Consider the following 18,542-nt stretch of genomic DNA (forward strand, 5'->3'; position numbering starts at 1 on the left):
AAGGCGGGTTGAGGCTGTGCGGCGGCAGATTGCCGCCAAAATGCATCGCCGTTAAATCAGCGGGTGATATCGGGCGGCCTTTGGGTCTATACCGGACTGCCCCCAATCGACCGCCCGAGTCCGCCCATGCCTCTTCCCTATCGCAATTCCAGGCTGCTTCGCCGCTCCCGTGTCATCTGGGGATCCTTCTCGCTATGGCGGCCGCGGCTGGTGTTCTGGTGCGGAGCGCTGGCGATCGGCCTGGTCAGCGTCGGTTTTGCAAGGCTTGCCGATCTCGCGCAGAAAGCCTTCGCCGGCCTCACAGCGTCGGGCGAATGGTCGTTCCTGCTGCCGCTGATCGTCAGCCCGCTCGGCTTCATGGCCTCGGCCTGGCTTGCAGCCACGTTGTTTCCCAATTCGCAGGGCAGCGGCATTCCCCAGGCGATCGCCGCGCGCCATCTGCGCCATGAGGAAGACCGCACGCGTCTGCTTTCGCTGCGGATCGCCGCCGGCAAGATCGCGCTCACCGTTCTCGGCCTCTTCTGCGGCGCATCGATCGGCCGCGAAGGACCAACGGTACAGGTCGGCGCCTCCATCATGCTGGCAGTCGCGCGGCTCAGCGGCATGGCTCAGGCGCGTGGCCTGATCCTGGCGGGCTCTGCTGCCGGCATCGCTGCGGCCTTCAACACGCCGCTTGCCGGCATCGTCTTCGCCATCGAGGAAATGAGCCGCACCTATGAATCGCGCGCCAACGGCCTGGTGCTGACCGCCGTCATCCTTTCAGGCCTCGCCGCGCTTGGCCTTGCCGGCAGCTACAATTATTTCGGCGAGGCTTCCGTTTCGCCGGCGGGCCTGAGCGACTGGGGCCTGGTGCTCGTCTGCGGCATAGGCGGCGGCGCGCTCGGTGCTGCGTTCAGCGGCTCCGCCCTGCATTTCGGTCAGCGTATCCGCCGCTGGGCGCAGCCGCAGCCCCTCTCCCGCATGGTCGCGCTTGCCGGCATCTGCGGACTGGCGGTGGCCGCCATCGGCATCGCCTCTGGCGGCACGACCTTCGGCACCGGCTATAATCAGGCAAGAGGCGCGGTCGAGGGCCATGCGCTGCCGCTCTTCTTCTTCATCGAAAAGCTGGCGGCCGGTTTCCTGTCGATGCTGTCGGGCATTCCGGGCGGCATCTTCGCCCCATCGCTCGCCGTCGGCGCCGGTTTCGGCAGCACCGTCGGCTCCCTTCTCGGCACCAGCATCGCGCTTGCCGCCATCCTCGGCATGACCGGCTATTTCTCCGGCGTCGTGCAGGCGCCGATGACCGCCTTCGTCATCATTCTGGAAATGACCGGCGACCACCAGGCCGTCATCCCCATCATGGCAGTCGCCATGCTCGGCTACATCACCTCCCGCATCCTCTCGCGCGAGCCGCTCTATCACGGCCTCTCCCGCGTCTTCATCGCCGCTGCGGTACGGGCACGGCGGGCGGTGGAGCGGGAAGAGGCCGCCGCCTAGCCGAAACGTGGCTCCACCCCCGCCCTGAACCAGACCGGGCTTCCGCGAGTTCTCCCCGCAACCAATCGGCTTTGTGGGGCCTCTGTGCCATCCACGAAAGAAACGGCAAGGCCCAACGCAGCCCATCCCATTCCGGCGCATCGAGCGGATCGGCGAGCGGGTCCTTCCTCTGCCTGCGGCTGTCCTTGTGAAGCGCGATTGCGAGCATGATCCAGTTGAGAAGCATCGTCCTGCCTCCATCTATGTCAGATGCAACTGACCTAAGGCGCGCTGACCGGCAAAAGTAGACGCGCGGACGAAAGGGGGTTTTCATCGATGAAAGAGGCAAGCTGGGACGATCTGCAGCTCTTCTTCCATGTCGCGACATCGGGCGGCCTGACGGGGGCTGCGGCACGCACTGGCCTCAGTGCGCCGACCATCGGCCGACGGATGCTGGCGCTGGAGCGGGCGACCGGGCGCACGCTCTTCAGGCGCGGTCCGACCGGCTATCTTCTGGCCAAGGATGGGGAGACGCTGCTCGAGCGCGTTCTGATCATGCAGGAGGCGGCCGAGACGATCGCTGACTGGCGCGGCGATGTCCTGACCCTGCCGATCGTCTCGACCGGGGCGGACGCCTGGATGTTATGGTTCATCGCCGGTCACCTGCCCGCCGTCTGGCAGCCTGAAGACAGGTTCCGCATGTGCTACAAAGCGCTCGATACCGGCCTCGACCTGACCTATCGCGAGGCGCATCTCGCCATCCTGCACGAACGGCCGGAGCGCGGTAATTTCGCAACCCGCCGCTCCGTCTCGGTCGCCCATGCAGCATATCAGGCCAGCACCTTCAGCGCCGCCAATCACAACTGGATTTCGCTCGGAACGGAGATTGCGGTGACGCCTGCCGACAAATGGACCTTCGAGCAGCCGGACCACTGGATCACCAGCTGGACGAATACGCCGCTGATGCTGCCCCATCTCATCCGCGGCGGCGCCGGCCGCGGCGTCCTGCCCTGCTTCATGGGCGATGCCGAGCCCGGTCTCGTCCGCGCCGGCCCTGTCATCGACAGCCTCACCTACGACATCTGGATCACCGTGCACGAAGACGAACGCCAGCGGCCGGAAGTGCGCACGGTGATCGACAGGCTCAGCGCACTGTTTGCCGCGCATGCGGACCTGTTTGCCGGCAGATGCGAGCGCGCCTGAAGAGGCATTACAGGGCCGCGGGTGCTGCTCCATGCCTTGGCCATTGCGGCGGCTGCACGGCAGGGTGCGGAACACCCTCGCCTTCGCCCTCGTCGTCGCAGCTCGCCTGCAGTTTCATGGCGCTGCCTTCGATCTGGTCGAGCTGGATTTGCACCTCGTCGAACCGGCCGAGAAGGCGGTGAGTCAATCTCTTGAATTTGCGTCTGGACATGATGGGCTCCTTTGATCCGGGAACGCCTGTCATCACGGAAAGTTCGATGGGCGGAAGCGTTTGTCGTGGCCTTTCGCCAGCCGCGCACGTCACGCAGCGGATTGCAGGTTCAGCCAGAAATCCGGCGCCGTGCGAAAGTATTTGGCGAGACTGAGAGCGGTGTCTGTCGTGACCGGGGGTTGTTCGGCAAGCCGTTTAATCGTTGTGCGGGGAAGATGCAGGCGTCAGCTATTCGGCTCATCGAGGCTATTTCCTCTCGCCGAAAGCTCCTTCCAGAACACGACCCATCATTCCCTCAACCCAAACAGGAACGAATCGCATTGCTCGACTGTTATCCGACCAACAATATCAGGATCGGATCGGCCGATGCGAATGCTCATGTTGATAATCCTGGCGCTGATGATCGCATCGGTGGTCGGCATATTGGTGGTGAAAATGTTCGACGGCGGCGGCACCAAGAGCGATAAGCCGCCGCCTGTCATTCAGCAGCCGGAGCCGAAGTAGCACCGTCACCGCCTCATCAGCTCGCCCATCACCTTCTCGGTCAGCCGGTCGCATTTCCAGCCGGCGAAAGGAAACGCGTCCAGCGCGATCGGCCCGATCAATTCGTCGAGCTCACGGCGCAGAAGCGCGCGTGCCCGGTGCAGGCGGCTGCGCACCGTTTCGGGCTTGAGGGATAGCAACTCTGCGGTTTCCTCCACGCTCATCTCCTCGATCACCCGGGCGATGAACACGAGGCGGAATTCCTCCGGCAGCTTGTCGGTTGCCTCTTCCACGAGTTTCAGGATCTGTCGCTGCGCCATTGATGTCTCGGGGTTGTCGATCGGCGAACCCGTGGGGAAATCGAGAACGCGGCTCTGCATCGGTGCGGAATCGACGGACACTTCGGGCGTGCGGCGCGCCTTGCGCAGCCGGCCGAGCGCCTCGTTCATGACGATGCGCGTCAGCCAGGTGGAAAAGGCGCTGGCGCCCTCAAACTCGGCAAGGTGGCGAAAGGCCTTGAGATAGGCCTCCTGCAGCGCATCCTCGGCCATGACATCATCGCGCAGGATGCCGCGGGCAATGCGGAACAGCCGCTGGTTATAACGCCGCATGATGGCGCGGAAAGCCTCAGGATCGCGCGCCAGCGCCAGCGCCACCAATTCGTGATCGTTTCTCTCCGCTACCGAAATTTCCGCCCGCTGCGCCATGGCTCATCCTTTTCCGCATTGGATGCCGGGGCAAGGCGAATGTTCCCGGTATCCGGAAAAAAACTTTTTGGGGAACGCCCGGCCGCTCCCGGCATCAAAGTCTGCGTAGGAAACATCGACCGGCGCGTATTCGCCGGATGGAGGACCACATGCAGAAACACCTTATCGCAGCACTCGCCGCTTTCGCGCTCTCCGCCCCCGCAGCTTTCGCCGCCGGCGCAGCACCCACCGATCCTGAGATCGCCCATATCGCCTATACGGCCGGCGTGATCGATATCGAGGCAGCCAGGCAGGCGGTCGAAAAATCCGGGGATAAGGAGGTCGTCGCCTTCGCCAAGGATATGATCCGCGACCATGAGGCCGTCAACAAGCAGGCGCTCGATCTCGTCAAGAAGCTCAAGGTGACGCCCGAGGACAATGATACCAGCAAGTCGCTGACATCGAATGCCGAAAAGGAGCGGCAGAAACTCTCAAAACTGAAGGGTGCCGCCTTCGACAAGGCCTATGTCGAGAATGAAGTCGCCTACCACAAACAAGTCAACGAGGCCCTGAAGACGACGCTGATCCCAGCCGCGCAGAACCCGGACCTGAAGAGCCTGCTCGAAACCGGCCTGAAGCTCTTCGAGGGCCACGAGCAGCATGCCGAGCATGTTGCCTCGATGCTGAAATGAGCGCCTTGCCCAAACTCTGCCTTGCGGCCGGCCTCTCCCTCACGGGAACGGCCGCAAGCGCCGCCACGATCGAGGTCACCATCGAAAAGCTTGAGTTCAGGCCGGCAATGGTGACGGCACGGCCGGGCGATACGATCGTCTGGCGCAACAAGGATGTGATGGATCACACCGCGACATCCAAAGGAAGCTTCGACGTGGTGATCCCGGCGGGCAAGTCGGGGTCGACTGTTATCAAGGGGGATGGGGTGGCGGAGTATTACTGCCGCTACCATCCCAACATGAAGGGGCAGATCGAGGTCTCAAACTAGCGGACTCTGGCTCGACCGCGCCGGCGTACGAACTTCCGGCCTCAGGCGGCGTGGTCGATTTCCTCGATGGCATCAAGCTCTTTCTGCAGTGCGGGCGCCCGGCTGCTGAGGTCATAGCTGGATTGCAGATTCAACCAGAAATCCGGCGTGGTACGAAAGTATTTGGCAAGTCTGAGAGCCGTGTCCGTCGTGACCGGCGTCTGCTCGGAGGCAAGTCGTTCGATCCTCGTGCGGGGAACATTCAGCTTTCGCGCCAGCGCCCCGGCGCTCATGGCCAGAGGCTTGAGATATTCTTCGCGGAGGATTTCTCCGGGGTGAACGGGAGCAAGAAGTTTCAGCATTTCTCACATTGCCTCCTGCAAAAAAGGATGCGCCATGGCATCGAGAACTCAGTGATAGTCGACAATTTCAACAGCCTCCGGGCCGCCTTCAGCCCAAACGAAACAGATGCGCCATTGGTCATTGATCCTGATCGAATGCTGGCCTTGCCTGTTTCCTTTTAAGGCTTCGAGCCTGTTGCCCGGCGGAGACCGAAGATCGTCCAGCACAGCCGCGGCATTCAGCATCGCCAGCTTTCGCTGAGCCGTGCGTAACAGATCAGCGGGAAACCCTTTTGGCGCCTTCTCCGTGGTCGCGACCGTTTCGGTCATCGCATTCTTGAACGATCGGATCACGGCCATCCCCTGAGCATCTGTATCATAGCGCGATACATGGCTGCGTCAAGCAGAGCGTATCACGTTACGATACAAATTCCGATGAGCCGCCGCAATCCTCAAGAGCGTGACGACTGGTCCCTCACGACCAAAGCTCTGAAACTGCATACGCATCCATCCAGCGCCAGACCCAGGCCATGGCGAACATCGTCAGCAGCCAGCCAAGCACGACGTCCGAAAGGAAATGAGCGCCGAAAATCACGCGATTGAATGCCACAAACAGGAGGCAAGGCACCAGCACGATCGCGGCCGCCCGCCTGAACTCGGCGGGCACCAGCACCAGCAGCGAAAGTGTTGCCGCGGCTGCGGAAGCCTCGCCGGAAGGGAAGGAGCAGTTGCGGCTGCACGCGGCGGAAAACTGCCATACCGGCGTAAAATCCATGGTCCCGCCGAACTCGACTAGGTCACGAGGCCGTACACGCCCGATGAGAACCTTGAGCGTCTGGACCGTGAGGAGCGGGCCTGCGGCAAAGCTCAGAAGCACGAACAAAGGCTTCTCTGGCGGGCAGATTCGCATGCGTTCCGGCAGGAGCCTCTGCAGCGCGATGAGCACGATCATCGAGCCGATAAGATAAGGCTGTGCGAGGCGGCCTTTATCCCTTACCTCCCGCAGGAACGGATTGTCGGCCAGAACGAAAATCCCGCCGCTGGCAAACCAGCGCGAAACCATGAGATCGAGATTGGGAAAGACGATAAAGACGAAACTGACCCAGACGATCGATGTGCCGATGACGGCAAGCGCCCGATCAGCCCCGGATGGCGTTGCCGGCAGGCGCACGCCGCTGGAGGCGGAATTCCAGTAACCAGATACAAATTTTCGCAAGCCGGTATCTCCGAAGGCAGCAGCATCGGCCCGAAAATCGGAATCGATTTTCGGAAAGCCTGATGCGTCAAATCAAAGCGTTAGAGCGTCCGTTGCGCGTCCGAATGGACGCGCGGCGCTCTCGTCGGCGGCAAGCTGGTTTTGAATTGTCAAGAAATGACGAGGAAGAGATCAAGGCGCTGTTGAGAACAGGCTGTCTGACCTGAGAAAGCACGCTTGCAAATTGCAGAAATCTCTCCTGTCCGCGATAGTGGGCGCCCGGCGGCAAAGCCGGCAAAGACAATTGAACAACCGCAGGGCATTGGGGTGGATAACAGTCTCGTTCTGATCGTTGAGGATGAACCGGCAATCGCGCAGATACTGGAAGGGTATTTGTTGCGTGACGGATTCCGTACCGTTCGCGCCGGCGACGGCGAAATCGCGCTTCAACATCATGCCCATCTGAAACCGGATCTTGTGCTGCTTGACGTGCGCCTGCCGAAACTCGACGGTTTCGACGTGCTAGCACGCCTGCGCCAGACAGGATCGACGCCTGTGATCATGGTGACGGCCGTTGCCGACGACATCGACCGGTTGAGCGGCCTGCGCCTCGGCGCCGACGACTATGTGGTCAAACCGTTCAATCCGCAGGAGGTTGTTGCCCGGGTCAAAGCCGTCCTGCGCCGGACGCAGGGAGACCAGGCCGAGGTCATCAAGCGGTTCGGGGATATAGAGGTCGATTTCGCCAGCTACACGGCATTTGTGACGAGCGACGGGCGCCGCACGCATCTATCCCTGACGCTCAGCGAATTTCGAATTCTCGCCTACATGATACGCCGTCCGACACAGGCTTTTGCGCGCGCCGATATTCTCGACGCCTGCCTGCCGGAAAGCGATGCTCTGGTGCGCACTGTCGACACGCATATTTCCAACCTTCGGCGCAAACTGGAAGACTTGGGGCAGAACGGCTTCTTTCCTGCGGTGCGGGGAATTGGCTATCGGTTCTCGGATCCAAGATGAGACTATTCAGGCTCCCCTCGCTGCCGCTTGCGACGGTCACCGCTATCATCATCGGGGTGATGCTGCTCCTCAGCGTCGGCATGACCTATCTCGGGGCCATCTGGTATTCCGACTATCTTGAAGACAGCATCATTGAAAACCTGCCATCGAGAGCCGCGGCTGCCTATCGCGATCTGGACAACGGCGTTGTCCCCGACCAGGATTCGCTGAAGCTCCTCCTCGCCAACCTCAATGGGCTGCAGGAAGAACAGACAGATTTCCAGCTCCAGCTCCTGATTCTGACCTGCGGCCTGCTTTCGGCCCTCGTCTGCGCCATTATCGGGATATTCCTGTCGCGACAGATCGCAAGGCCTCTCGCAGAACTCACATCTGCTGCCGACGGCCTGAAATCCGGCGACTTTTCGGTGAGCGTCACGGCCTCGCGCCACGCCACCCGGGAAGTCGCCAGTCTCATGGATACCTTCAACGCGCTCGCGGCCAGTCTCGACAGCATGGAGACAAGACTGCGCTTCAACAACATGGCGGTCGCCCACGAATTGCGCACGCCGCTGACGATCCTGCGGGGTTCGTTGCAGGGCATGCTCGACGGCGTCTTCCCGATGGACCGGAAGATGATCTCCGACCTCCTGCTCCAGGTGGAAGGTCTCGGGAGAGTTGTCGAAGATCTGCGCACCCTGTCGCTGGCGATCGGCCAGAAACTCGTGATGGAGCGTGAACGGACCGACGTGTCGCAGGTGGTAGAAGCGGTACTGACATCGGCCAAGCCCATGCTGGAGACCAGCACGCTGACGCTCGAAACCGGCCTGCAACCCGCCTTCCTATCGGTGGACTCGCCGCGTATTCGCCAGGCCGTGCTGGCGCTTCTGGAAAATGCCAGCCGCTATGCGGCAGACGGCAATTGGCTGCGCTGCGAAACGGAGCAATTGCCGGATGAGAGCGTCGTCATCCGCTTTCTGGATCGAGGTCCCGGATTTCCTGAAGGCCTGGATGCCGTGGCCACGAACCCATTCTGGCGCGGTGATCCCTCACGGTCTCGCGCAACGGGCGGCACAGGACTGGGACTATCGGTGGTGCAGGCCATCGCGGTTGCCCATGGCGGACATCTTGAATTCGCAAACCGGGAGGGCGGCGGCGCGATGGTCGCAATCCACCTGCGTCCGGCATAGTGCGCAAGGGTGCGGTTACTCCGCCGGTCAGCCGCTGTCCAACGACGATAGTCGCGCTGATATCAGTTCGAGCATCCAAAATACCATGCGAGTACTTTTAGGCTATTCGCCCACGCGGTCGTTGCCACCGTGCGCGGCGATGAACATGGCCACGGCCGACCGGCAATAGGATTCGATTTCGTTGGCGTCCTCTGCTCTCGCCTGATCGAAGCGTGCAATAATCAGGAGATCGGATCCTTTGATAAGCGCAGCAAACAAGCGGGCGGACTGAAGTGGATCGGGCACGTTCAGAACCGCCTTCGCGTGCAACTGACGCAACAGCGCCTCGATTTGGGCGATGATATGGACGGGGCCGGCTTCGTAATGGACCTTGCTCAACGACTTTTGATTTGGAGTGTCGGCCATGACCATGGCTTCGACATTGCGGACGTCCGGACGTAACAGCGTGCGAAGCAGGGATGATCCCACCGCCATGAGCTGATCTTCGGCCGAACCGTCGACGCCTTCGAAAAGGGCCTGTGGTATCAACTGCTGGCAGCGGGCCGCAAACGCCGCGCCAAACAGCGCCTCCTTGTTCTCGAAGTGCCTGTAGATGCTGAGCTTGGATATCCTCGCCCGCTGGGCGACCTTGTCCAACGTCGTCGCCTGAAAACCCAATTCCGCAAAGAGTTCGCTCGCGGTGTCGACTATCGTTTGGCCAAGCGCCTCGTTGGCGGGCCGGCCGCGCCGGCCCTGGCTGTTTTCGCTCACGATAATTACGATCCTTGACAGTATCCTTATTTGAGAATTACGATACTACGCAGTGTCCAAAATTCCAAGAGTGGATTTTATCGTGTCCTCCAAATCAAGTTTCTCCTTCCATTCACAACTCGGAGCCCATCACCATGGATGACGTCATCATCATCGGCGGCAGCTTTGCCGGCCTCGCCGCCGCCCTGCAGCTCGGCCGTGCCCGCCGCAAGGTCACCGTTCTCGATACCGGCCTGCAACGCAATCGCTTCGCCGGCCGCTCGCACGGTGTGCTCGGCCACGATGACAAGCCACCGTCCGCCATCCTGGCCGAGGCGCGGCAGCAACTCGCGCGCTACCCTGCGATCAAATTGGTCAATGCCCGCGCCGACAGCATCTCCGGTGCCATCGACAATTTCTCCGTCCTCACCGGCGAGGGCGAAAGCATTGGCGCGCGGCGCGTGATCTTGAGCTATGGCGTTGTTGACCAGATGCCCGATGTTCCGGGCTATGCCGAGGGTTGGGGCAAATCAATCATCCCGTGCCCCTACTGCGACGGCTTCGAAGTCGCCGGCCAGCATTGGGGGCTCGTCTGGTCCGGCCCGCAGTCAATGAATCAGGTCAGGCTGTTTCACGATTGGACCGATCGGTTGACGGTCTTCGCCGATGGTCACGACGTCACATCCGAAATACGGGCCGATCTTGCGGGCCGCCAAGTACCTCTCGTTGATGGCCGGATCACTGAAATCGCCCATCGCTGGGGTCATAGCGCCACCGTCAAGCTCGATACCGGGCCCGATGTCATCGTCGACATCCTGTTCGCCCATCCGCGTACCAAGCCGTCGGCAAGCCTGCATGAAACACTGGGCCTCGCCACGGTCAACACGCCAACCGGCATCGCCCTCAAGACCGACGAACGCCGCGAAACCAGCACGCCCGGCATCTATGCCGCCGGCGACCTTGCCAACCCCGGAATCCCCTCGGTCACCACCGCGATATGGCAAGGCGCGATGGCGGGTATCTTCGCTCAGCAGTCGATGATCACTTGAGTGCAAGCAGCCTCGATCACACCAGTTTCAATTTTACAATAGACAGGAGCGCCACCATGACCGCCGCAAAACCATTCATACCTCTCGATGAGAAATTTCCGTTTGATCGCCAACTCGGCATCGCGGCCGCGCCTCTCGTGCTCGTCAACCTCTTCACGGTCGTAGATCCCGCCGACGAAGCGGGTTTCCTGGACGCTTTCAAGGCGGCTGCCGAGGTTATAACGAAGCAATCGGGCTTCATTTCCATGCAACTGCATCGAGCGATCGGCGATAGCCCCACTTACCTGAACTATGTGGTGTGGGAATCCACCGAGGCGGTCCGCGCCGCCTTCACTGATCCCGCGTTCCTCGCGAGACTTCCAGCATATCCGTCATCGGTCGAAGCCAGACCGCACCTGTTCCAAAAGGTCGCCGTCCCCGGATTCTGCACTGCCTGACTTGAGAAATACGGCAAGGCGCGATGGCGGGCATCTTCGCTCAGCAGTCGATGCTCGCTTGAGAGCACAGATTCCCTTCTCCGGCTGTCGCCGGCTATCATATTCTGGAGGTTGCGGGCCGGTGCCACGGAAAACCGACTGGCCGGCCGACCCGCAATGTCCCAGCCGCACCTTCACCTGCCTTCGCTGAGGGCCCGGCAGGGCAGAGGTGGCCACGGTACAGCGCCAGATTCCCGCCCCCATTTCACCTCCTCAACCGTTCATCCGCAACGCTCCCACCATCAAAGCCAAATCGGCCGGATGGAGGGTAATCATCCGCCCCGGCCCACACCGCCACCAGGATCGGATGACCCCAATGTGCATGTTCTCCTCCCCGCCGAAAGCCGAACCGCCGCAGGCGCCGCCTGAATACGCTCAGCAGAAGACGCCAGACTACGCCGCCGCCCAATCGACCGCAGCGCGGCGCGCCTCCGACAAGGTGAAGGGCGCCCCCTCGACCATTCTAACCTCTCCGTCAGGCGCGCCTGTTCTCGCCGATACGCAGACCCCGGCGCTGACGGGCAATACGCTCAAGAAGACGCTGCTCGGGCAATAAGGCGGAGACATCAATGGAAAATCTTCGTCGCGACAACGAGACGCAAATTGCCTATCACCGCCGCCGGCTCGCCGAACTGAAAGAGGTTCGCCAGCCATGGGAGGCGGAGTGGCGAGCTTTGGCCGAGCATATCGAGCCGACGCGGCTGAGGCTCCACTCCGGCCGGGAAGGCCCGCGCTCGCGTGACAAGATCATCGACAGCACCGGCACCCATGCCTATGAGACGCTGAAATCAGGCATGCATTCGGGGCTGACCTCGCCCGCCCGCCCCTGGTTCCGGCTGACGACCTTCGATCCCGATCTGAAGAAGCAGGATTCCGTCAAAGTCTATCTCGCCGCCGTGCAGGACAAGATGCGCGAGGTCTTTGCCGCCTCCAATCTCTACCGCGCCTTCCATATCGGCTATGGCGATCTCGGCCAGTTCGGGCAGTCGGTGGCGATCATCGTCGAGGATGAGGAGACGGTCATCCGCGTGCAGCAGCTGGTGCATGGCCGCTTCTGGCTCGCCCGGGATCACAAGGGGAAGGCGACGACCCTCTACCGCACCTTCCGCTGGAGCGTGCAGCGCATCATCGAGCGTTTCGGTTATGACAATGTGCCGGAGCGGCTGCGCAGCCTCTATGACTCATCGAAATACGGCGAATGCTTCGATGTCTATCACGCCATCGAACCGCGCTACGACCGCGATCCCAGACTGATCGACAAGCGCAACAAGGCCTTCCTCTCCAATTACTGGATCGACGAGCTCGGCGGCGATCTCCTGGAAGAAAGCGGCTTCGACAGCAATCCGATCATCGCGCCCGCCTGGGAGCTTTCCGAAGACGATCACTATGCGCTGTCTCCCGGCCAGAAGGCGCTCGGCGATATCAGGATGCTGCAGCTCGAGCAGACGCGGAAGCTGGAGGGCATCGACAAGAAGGTGCGCCCGCCGATGAACGCGCCGACCTCGATGCAGAACAGCCCGGCCTCCCTGCTGCCGGGTGCGGTGAACTACGTGGATGATCCGACCGGCAAGGGTTTCCGGCCGGCGATGGAGGTGAACCTCAGCCTCGCAGAGCTGCGCGAAGATATCCAGGAAGTGCAGAACCGCATCGAAAAGACCTTCTTTGCCGATCTCTTCTTCGCCATCACCAATATGGAAGGTGTGCAGCCGCGCAACCAGTTCGAACTGACCCAGCGCAAGGAAGAGCAGCTCCTGCAGCTCGGCCCCGTCTTGGAAAACGTCTTCGGCGATCAGCTCGGCCCCACCATCGACCGCACCTTCGATATTCTCGCCGCCCGCGACGAGCTGCCCCCGCCCCCGCCGGAGCTGCAGGGCATGGAATTGAAGGTGGAGTATATCTCCACGCTCGCCCAGGCGCAGCAGGCGGTCGCGACAGGCGCGATCGAGCGCGGCGTCGCCTTCATGGGCCAGGTCTCGGCAGTCAAGCCGGAAGCGCTCGACAAGCTCGATGTCGATGAGGCGATCGACCTTTATTTCGATGCGATCGGAGCCCCGCCTTCGATGATCCTTGCCGATGACAAGGTGGAGGATCTGCGCTCGCAGCGCGCCCAGCAGATGCAGGCGGCACAGACCGCGCAAATGGCCGCGCAGGTGGCGCCCGCCCTCAACCAGGGCGCCAAGGCCGCACAGGTGCTGGCTGACGCCAATGACAATCCGAACGGCGCGGCACTACTGCGCCAGCTGGGGCTCGCCTGATGGACCATTTTAAGGATCAACCATCCATCCCCCAAACCATCGGGCGAGACGAAATCACCACGGCGTTTCGCGAGGTCTTCGCCACCGCTTCCGGCAAGCGCGTGCTGTTCTGGATGCTGGAGCAATGCGCGATCTACCAGGAAGCCTATGCGGGAGAGCTCGTCAACGCCACGCATTACACGCTGGGCAAGCAGGGCGCCGGCCGGCGGCTGATCGCCGAGCTCGACCGCATAGACCCGACGCTCTATCCGCGCCTGCTGCTGGCGATCGCGGATCTCAAGGCAAGTGACAAGGCAGCGGCGGCAAGCCGCGCCGCAAGTGAGGAAGGCGAAGACCATGACGTTGATGCTTAAGATCGGCAGGCCGCAGATCGCGATGAGCGCCGAGGGCGCAGGCGGCGGTGGCGGTGAAAGCGCTGCGCCCGAAACCATTCTCTTCCCCGAGGATGCACCATCACCGGATGGTGACACCGGTGGCGATGACCACGCCGAAACCGAAGACCGCGACGCCGGCAAACCTGACGATAGCGCTCACGACGATCCTGATGACCGCGTGCCTGATGATGGCCGCTACCAGCTCACCATGCCCGAGGGCATCGAAGTGGATCAGGAGCTGATCGACGCGCTCGGCCCCGATTTTCACTCCCTCGGCCTGACCAACCGGCAGGCGCAGCAGCTCGCCGATCGCTTCATCGAAATCCAGGGCCGGCGCGGCAAGGCGGCTTCCGAAGCCTGGGCCGGCCGCGTGCAGGGCTGGGCCGACGAAGCCCGCAAGGACCGCGAGATCGGCGGCGCCAAATGGACCGGCACCGTGGGCTCGGCGCAGCGCGCGCTCTCCCGTCTCGGCACGCCGGCGCTGCGCGAGTACCTCAATTCCAGCGGCGGGGGCAACCACCCCGAGATGATCAGAATTTTCGCAAAGGTCGGATCGATGATCCAGGAGGACAACCCACCGAACGGCGGCGCGGGCGGAAACGGCAGGAAAGCCGAAACCGCGCACCTGATGTTTCCCAAAGACGCACCGAAGGGCTGATAAGACATGGCCACCATTGGCAGCTACTACCCCAATCTCGTTGACGCATTCAAAGGCTCTGCCGAAGGCGCCGTCATCGAGCTTCTCTCCCAGCAGAACCCGATCCTCGACGACGCGATGGCCGTCGAATGCAACATGGATGCCGTGCACCGCCACATGGTGCGCACCGGCCTGCCCTCGGTCTCCTGGGGCCGGCTCTACCAGGGCATCAAGCAGTCGAAGGCGACGATGCAGCAGGTGGACGACACGACCGGCTTCGTGCATGCCCGCTCCGAAATCGACATGCGCCTGCTCGATCTGGCACCCGACAAGGCCAAGGCCCGCCTCGTCGACACCATGCCCTTCATCGAGTCCCTGAGCCAGGAAATGGCCTCCGGCCTCTTCTACCATGACACGGCGACGACGCCGGAGAAGTTCAAGGGCCTGTCCGCCCGCTACTCCGCCTATAACCCCAACCTGCCGAACGTGGCGCAGCCGAACATCGCCAACCAGGTGGTCAACGGCGGCGGCACCGGTGCCGACAATACCTCGATCTGGTTCGTCACCTGGGGTGACCACGCCACCCACCTCCTCTACCCGAAGGGCACCAAGGCCGGTGTGAAGATCGACGACAAGGGCGAGCAGCGCGTGCTGGATGCCAATGGCGACCCCTACTATGCCAAGGAGACGCTCTACACCTGGCATATCGGTGCAGCCGTGAAGGACTGGCGCTACAATGCCCGCGTCGCCAATATCGACGTCTCGGACATGATGGCCGGCACCGTCGATCTCTGGTCGCTCTTGCGCAAGGGCTACTATCGCCTGCAGTCGCGCCGCCTGAACGCCAAGGCCAGCCGCATCGCCATCTACATGAACAAGGATGTGCTGGAAGTGCTCGACGTGCAGTCCTCGGACCGCGCGCTGACCTCCGACCGGCAGAACACCGTGCACCTGACCACGCAGTTCGTCGAAGGCCAGGAAGTGAAGTTCTATCGCGGCATCCCGATCCGCGAGACGGACGCCATCCTCAACACCGAAGCCGCCGTTCCGGCCCTCGCCTGATCGTCTCCCTCAAACCCGCCGTGATGAGCGGCGGGCACCCTCCTTTTATCGAAAGGCATTCGACATGATCTTCGACCGGCAGACGCTGCTTTCGGACGCGCAGGTTATCACCGCGTCTGGCCCCAGCACCAATGTCATCAATCTCGGCCCGATCAAGGCCGGCCTCACCCGCGATATCGGCAAGGGCGAACCGATCCCCTTCCTCATGCAGGTGGTGGAAAGCTTCAACAACCTGACCTCCCTCGCCGTGACCATCCAGACCGACGACAACGAGGCCTTCCCCTCGCCGAAATCAGTCGTCACCACGACCCTCAACCTCGCCGATCTCAAGGCCGGCAAGATCATCCCGCCGAGCCATATTCCGCGCGGCACCGACGAACTCTACCTGCGCCTGCTCTACACCGTGACCGGCACGGCACCGACCACGGGCAAGATCACCGCCGGCTTCACGGCTGGAGTTCCCTCGAATGGTTGATGTCGTCGCCACCGAGCGCGGCTATTTCGGCGGCGCCAGACGCGAACCCGGCGAGCGTTTCAGCCTGCCGGACGCGCTCTGGAAGGACGAGAAGCGCCGCCCGAAATGGGTGCGGCTTGCGCGGGCCAGCGACAAGACCGGCGCCAAGGCTGATGTGGAACCATCGGACAAAAAGCCGGCCGCAAAGCCCACCAAATCCGCCACGTCTGCCGGGCCTGAAGGCAACGGCGTGCAGGAAGCCCTCGGCGGCCCCGCTCCGGACTGGCTGGCGCCGGAAATCCAGAACTCCTCCCAGCCTGGCGATTGATCCCTCTTATCGACAGGCCACCTCGGGCGGCTTCGGCCGCTCTTTTTTCTCCGAGCGAAGGCAGAGCGCCCATGGCGAAACTCTATAATATGCAGCGCGTCCAGGGCGTCGTCATCGTTGCCGACGGTACGCAGATGTTCAACAACCGCCCGGTCATCGGCATTCGCGAGGTGGGTGACGCCATCCTGTTTACCGACAATAGGCCTGTACTCGGCGTCGATATCGTCACCGATGGCGCAACCATCTATAACGACCTGCCCGTGCTCGGCGCCGTCATGATATCGGACGGGCGCAGCTTCTACGGCAATGCGCCGGTCATTCCCGTGAAGGGTGCGGATGTCGCGGTGCCCCTTCCTGCCCTGCCGCTGGCGGCAGGCGCAAAGATCATGGGCCTCGGCCACAGCTTCATCGGGCTGGGTGCGCTGCAGACCTATACTGCCGGGCAGACGGCGACGAACGGCCATACCGGCTTCTACGAGAACGGCCGCACGGTCCTCTCCTGGATCAAGGCAGCCGATGGCCGCTTCAATCTCGATATGTTCGCCGAACTCAGCCATCCCTTCTTCGCACCCAGCTCCTTCGCGGCCTTCTCGGGCGCCATGGGCGGAAAATCGGGCGATTGCCTCAACCCTGTGGCTGGTTCGGAAGCGCAGTTCCCCGGCACGCTGGCCCGCACCGATTATGCGCTGAGCCAGAAACCCGACATCGTCTATATCGACATCGGCTACAACGATATCGTCCGCAACAGGACGCTTGCGGCCATCCTCACGGACCTCGACACCCAGATCCGGCGCATCGTTGATGCCGGCGTCTATGTCATCCTGCAGACGCTGAGCTGGACCAGCACGCTCGACGACGATCCGGCCAACGATAACCCGGAATGGCCGGGCATCCTCGCCGGCATCAATGCCTGGATCCTGGATCAGGAAGGCCGCGACGGCGTCGTGCTCTGCAACACGCTTGCGCTCGACGGCCCGGCCTCGGGCATCGCGCCGGCCATGTTCGTCGACGGGCTTCATCCCAAACCGGACCTGATGGCAAAACGAGCAGACATCCTCCTGCCGATCCTCCAGGGCATGGTTGCGGCCGGAGAAACGCGATCGCTCGACCCGCTCGCCGCCTACAACATCTTCCCGCAGAAGGGCACACCCGGAATTGCCGGCACCAAGACCAACGTCACCGGCGACGTCGCCACCGGCATGCGTCTCGTCCGCGGCACCGGCACCTCGACCTATGTCGGCAGCAAGGAAGTGGTGGCCGCCGGAAACGAAAAGCAGGTCATCACCATCACGCCCGTCAACGACGCGCTCGCCGTCCATACCGTGACCTACGGCCTGCCGTCGGCTCTCAGCCTCACAAGCCTCGGGCTTTCCGCCGGCGACTGGCTCGAGATCGAAGTCCCGGTCGAGCTGAACGACTGGGCCGGCTGGGACTACCTCGACAGCTCCATCCGCGGCCCGGTCCAGATCGCCAACACGGTGACGGTGACAGGCGGCGCCTGGGCGACGGGCAACTACATCGGCGGGCGCGGACGTTCCCTCATCTGCGGCTCGAAACTCTGGCTGCCGACCGGGCTGACGATGACGAACCTGCGCCTCGATAACCTGCTGGTCCTGAGGCACTTGTGCAATACGGGCGGGGTCGGGGTGGCCAAGATCGGGGCGCCGGTCATTCGCAAGATCGGCAGTCCAAGGACGGCGTGGGAGTTGGCGGCGTGAGCCGCCTCATCATCAAACGATGCTGGCGGCTCTTTGCAATCTGCGGAATAACTTCACGGCAATCCAGCCCGCGATAACCACGACGATCAAACCCGCGATCGAACAAAGCGCCGGATAAATCATCATGTCGTGAGAGTCGTCGCACTGCTGGGCCAGGCTCTCGGGGCAACCTCGATCCGAATAATCGCCCCATGCCACCAGGCTCAGCAGTCCGAAACCGAGGAAAGACATAAGGCCGAACGTGCCAGCCAAGGCAACGCCAGCTAGGACCGCCGCTTGCATAAGATTGTTCGGGTGCTTGCTTTCACTCATGGATTGTCGGCCGCTTTGCCTGAGCATCCGATAGCTATAGCGATTTTGTCATGTCTGCAAAGCCCAGCACGCCATCGTCGTCTGCTCGCTGTCTGAAGCGGACAGCGTAAGCCATGCCCCTGCAGAGGGAAACCATGAAGATAACAGCTCTGCTCGGCGAGGAGCGGCGGGATCCGGATTTCAACGTGAAAAGGGCGCCCCCCGGTCAGGGAGGGACACCCTTTTCATGCTGACTCTGAACGCATATTACACCGCTGACTCTGAACGGACAGCTGAACAGAAGGTAGCTGACGGACGGCGATCTGTAATCGGACTAAAGTCCGATGCTTCACAATCCTTTCGTGTGAGGGATCGGTCAGCGAGTTGCGCTTCGGTCGTTATCAGATCGAGTGAAATCATGGCTGTCGCC

General features: G+C 62.2%; 24 protein-coding genes and 1 pseudogene. 17 read left to right on the plus strand and 8 right to left on the minus strand.

The features are described 5' to 3' along the window. The first annotated feature begins 126 nt into the window (after positions 1 to 126). Positions 127 to 1,476, plus strand: coding sequence for a chloride channel protein (locus FHT78_RS01605; protein ID WP_183739616.1), 1,350 nt, complete (start codon positions 127 to 129; stop codon positions 1,474 to 1,476). A 315-nt stretch (positions 1,477 to 1,791) separates the two neighbouring features. Then, complete coding sequence (locus FHT78_RS01610; protein WP_183739619.1) at positions 1,792 to 2,658, plus strand: LysR family transcriptional regulator; 867 nt, start codon at positions 1,792 to 1,794, stop codon at positions 2,656 to 2,658. Positions 2,659 to 2,665: 7 nt separating this feature from the next. On the opposite strand, the gene FHT78_RS01615 is transcribed toward FHT78_RS01610, so the two are convergent. Together FHT78_RS01615 and FHT78_RS29195 are read right to left on the minus strand one after the other, a co-directional pair. Further along, on the minus strand, positions 2,666 to 2,869 hold the full coding sequence (locus FHT78_RS01615) for a hypothetical protein (protein ID WP_183739622.1): 204 nt from the start codon (positions 2,867 to 2,869) through the stop codon (positions 2,666 to 2,668). Between the two features lie 98 nt (positions 2,870 to 2,967). After that, positions 2,968 to 3,093 (minus strand): annotated as a pseudogene (locus tag FHT78_RS29195) (addiction module antidote protein, HigA family); the annotation flags it as partial. Positions 3,094 to 3,235: 142 nt separating this feature from the next. On the opposite strand from FHT78_RS29195, the gene FHT78_RS01620 reads away from it, so the two are divergent. After that, positions 3,236 to 3,373 carry a hypothetical protein gene (locus FHT78_RS01620; protein ID WP_183739625.1) on the plus strand — a complete coding sequence of 46 codons (138 nt, stop codon included), beginning with the start codon at positions 3,236 to 3,238 and terminating at the stop codon, positions 3,371 to 3,373. 5 nt (positions 3,374 to 3,378) lie between these two features. Here FHT78_RS01620 and FHT78_RS01625 read toward each other — a convergent pair whose 3' ends face one another. Next, on the minus strand, positions 3,379 to 4,059 hold the full coding sequence (locus FHT78_RS01625) for an RNA polymerase sigma factor (RefSeq protein WP_183739629.1): 681 nt from the start codon (positions 4,057 to 4,059) through the stop codon (positions 3,379 to 3,381). A gap of 149 nt (positions 4,060 to 4,208) precedes the next feature. Here FHT78_RS01625 and FHT78_RS01630 point away from each other — a divergent pair, with 149 nt between their 5' ends. Next, complete coding sequence (locus tag FHT78_RS01630; RefSeq protein ID WP_183739632.1) at positions 4,209 to 4,730, plus strand: DUF4142 domain-containing protein; 522 nt, start codon at positions 4,209 to 4,211, stop codon at positions 4,728 to 4,730. Next, positions 4,727 to 5,038, plus strand: a complete 312-nt coding sequence (locus FHT78_RS01635) for a plastocyanin/azurin family copper-binding protein (RefSeq protein WP_183739635.1) — start codon at positions 4,727 to 4,729, stop codon at positions 5,036 to 5,038. Before FHT78_RS01630 ends, FHT78_RS01635 begins: the two co-directional genes overlap by 4 nt. A gap of 41 nt (positions 5,039 to 5,079) precedes the next feature. Here the strand turns inward: FHT78_RS01635 and FHT78_RS01640 are convergent, their stop codons facing one another. From FHT78_RS01640 to FHT78_RS01650, 3 genes are all read right to left on the minus strand, one after another. Beyond that, the gene (locus tag FHT78_RS01640) at positions 5,080 to 5,379 is read right to left on the minus strand and encodes a HigA family addiction module antitoxin (RefSeq protein ID WP_183739638.1); all 300 of its coding nucleotides are present in this window, start codon (positions 5,377 to 5,379) and stop codon (positions 5,080 to 5,082) included. A 48-nt stretch (positions 5,380 to 5,427) separates the two neighbouring features. Next, the gene (locus tag FHT78_RS01645; RefSeq protein ID WP_183739641.1) at positions 5,428 to 5,712 is read right to left on the minus strand and encodes a type II toxin-antitoxin system RelE/ParE family toxin; all 285 of its coding nucleotides are present in this window, start codon (positions 5,710 to 5,712) and stop codon (positions 5,428 to 5,430) included. A gap of 121 nt (positions 5,713 to 5,833) precedes the next feature. Continuing rightward, the gene (locus tag FHT78_RS01650) at positions 5,834 to 6,574 is read right to left on the minus strand and encodes a phosphatase PAP2 family protein (RefSeq protein WP_183739644.1); all 741 of its coding nucleotides are present in this window, start codon (positions 6,572 to 6,574) and stop codon (positions 5,834 to 5,836) included. A gap of 306 nt (positions 6,575 to 6,880) precedes the next feature. Between FHT78_RS01650 and FHT78_RS01655 the strand changes: the two genes are divergently transcribed. Both FHT78_RS01655 and FHT78_RS01660 read left to right on the plus strand, forming a co-directional pair. Continuing rightward, positions 6,881 to 7,573: a response regulator gene (locus FHT78_RS01655; RefSeq protein ID WP_183739647.1), complete on the plus strand. Its 693-nt coding sequence runs from the start codon at positions 6,881 to 6,883 to the stop codon at positions 7,571 to 7,573. After that, positions 7,570 to 8,739 carry an ATP-binding protein gene (locus tag FHT78_RS01660; RefSeq protein WP_183739650.1) on the plus strand — a complete coding sequence of 390 codons (1,170 nt, stop codon included), beginning with the start codon at positions 7,570 to 7,572 and terminating at the stop codon, positions 8,737 to 8,739. The genes FHT78_RS01655 and FHT78_RS01660 overlap by 4 nt, the downstream gene beginning before the upstream one ends. Before the next feature lie 102 nt (positions 8,740 to 8,841). On the opposite strand, the gene FHT78_RS01665 is transcribed toward FHT78_RS01660, so the two are convergent. Then, positions 8,842 to 9,489, minus strand: coding sequence for a TetR/AcrR family transcriptional regulator (locus FHT78_RS01665; RefSeq protein WP_183739653.1), 648 nt, complete (start codon positions 9,487 to 9,489; stop codon positions 8,842 to 8,844). Positions 9,490 to 9,623: 134 nt separating this feature from the next. Here FHT78_RS01665 and FHT78_RS01670 point away from each other — a divergent pair, with 134 nt between their 5' ends. The 10 genes from FHT78_RS01670 to FHT78_RS01715 all read left to right on the plus strand — a co-directional run bounded on the left by FHT78_RS01670 (position 9,624) and on the right by FHT78_RS01715 (position 17,821). Beyond that, positions 9,624 to 10,517, plus strand: coding sequence for an NAD(P)/FAD-dependent oxidoreductase (locus FHT78_RS01670; protein WP_183739656.1), 894 nt, complete (start codon positions 9,624 to 9,626; stop codon positions 10,515 to 10,517). Between the two features lie 56 nt (positions 10,518 to 10,573). Beyond that, the gene (locus FHT78_RS01675; RefSeq protein ID WP_183739659.1) at positions 10,574 to 10,954 is read left to right on the plus strand and encodes an antibiotic biosynthesis monooxygenase family protein; all 381 of its coding nucleotides are present in this window, start codon (positions 10,574 to 10,576) and stop codon (positions 10,952 to 10,954) included. Positions 10,955 to 11,309: 355 nt separating this feature from the next. Next, complete coding sequence (locus FHT78_RS01680; protein ID WP_183739661.1) at positions 11,310 to 11,549, plus strand: hypothetical protein; 240 nt, start codon at positions 11,310 to 11,312, stop codon at positions 11,547 to 11,549. A gap of 13 nt (positions 11,550 to 11,562) precedes the next feature. Next, positions 11,563 to 13,248: a portal protein gene (locus FHT78_RS01685; protein WP_183739663.1), complete on the plus strand. Its 1,686-nt coding sequence runs from the start codon at positions 11,563 to 11,565 to the stop codon at positions 13,246 to 13,248. Continuing rightward, positions 13,248 to 13,601 (plus strand): hypothetical protein, encoded by a 354-nt coding sequence (locus FHT78_RS01690; RefSeq protein WP_183739665.1) that lies wholly within the window; start codon positions 13,248 to 13,250, stop codon positions 13,599 to 13,601. Before FHT78_RS01685 ends, FHT78_RS01690 begins: the two co-directional genes overlap by 1 nt. Further along, the gene (locus FHT78_RS01695; RefSeq protein WP_183739668.1) at positions 13,585 to 14,280 is read left to right on the plus strand and encodes a hypothetical protein; all 696 of its coding nucleotides are present in this window, start codon (positions 13,585 to 13,587) and stop codon (positions 14,278 to 14,280) included. Before FHT78_RS01690 ends, FHT78_RS01695 begins: the two co-directional genes overlap by 17 nt. 6 nt (positions 14,281 to 14,286) lie before the next feature. Beyond that, positions 14,287 to 15,321 carry a major capsid protein gene (locus FHT78_RS01700; RefSeq protein WP_018115848.1) on the plus strand — a complete coding sequence of 345 codons (1,035 nt, stop codon included), beginning with the start codon at positions 14,287 to 14,289 and terminating at the stop codon, positions 15,319 to 15,321. A 64-nt stretch (positions 15,322 to 15,385) separates the two neighbouring features. Next, entirely contained in the window at positions 15,386 to 15,796 is a 411-nt protein-coding gene (locus tag FHT78_RS01705; RefSeq protein ID WP_183739670.1) for a Bbp16 family capsid cement protein, read from the plus strand. Further along, positions 15,789 to 16,103 (plus strand): hypothetical protein, encoded by a 315-nt coding sequence (locus FHT78_RS01710; RefSeq protein ID WP_183739672.1) that lies wholly within the window; start codon positions 15,789 to 15,791, stop codon positions 16,101 to 16,103. Before FHT78_RS01705 ends, FHT78_RS01710 begins: the two co-directional genes overlap by 8 nt. Positions 16,104 to 16,174: 71 nt before the next feature. After that, positions 16,175 to 17,821 carry an SGNH/GDSL hydrolase family protein gene (locus FHT78_RS01715; RefSeq protein ID WP_183739675.1) on the plus strand — a complete coding sequence of 549 codons (1,647 nt, stop codon included), beginning with the start codon at positions 16,175 to 16,177 and terminating at the stop codon, positions 17,819 to 17,821. Between the two features lie 12 nt (positions 17,822 to 17,833). Here FHT78_RS01715 and FHT78_RS01720 read toward each other — a convergent pair whose 3' ends face one another. After that, positions 17,834 to 18,133: a hypothetical protein gene (locus FHT78_RS01720; RefSeq protein ID WP_183739678.1), complete on the minus strand. Its 300-nt coding sequence runs from the start codon at positions 18,131 to 18,133 to the stop codon at positions 17,834 to 17,836. Positions 18,134 to 18,542 lie beyond the last annotated feature (409 nt).

The organism is Rhizobium sp. BK196 (genome assembly GCF_014193255.1).
GTDB lineage: Bacteria > Pseudomonadota > Alphaproteobacteria > Rhizobiales > Rhizobiaceae > Rhizobium.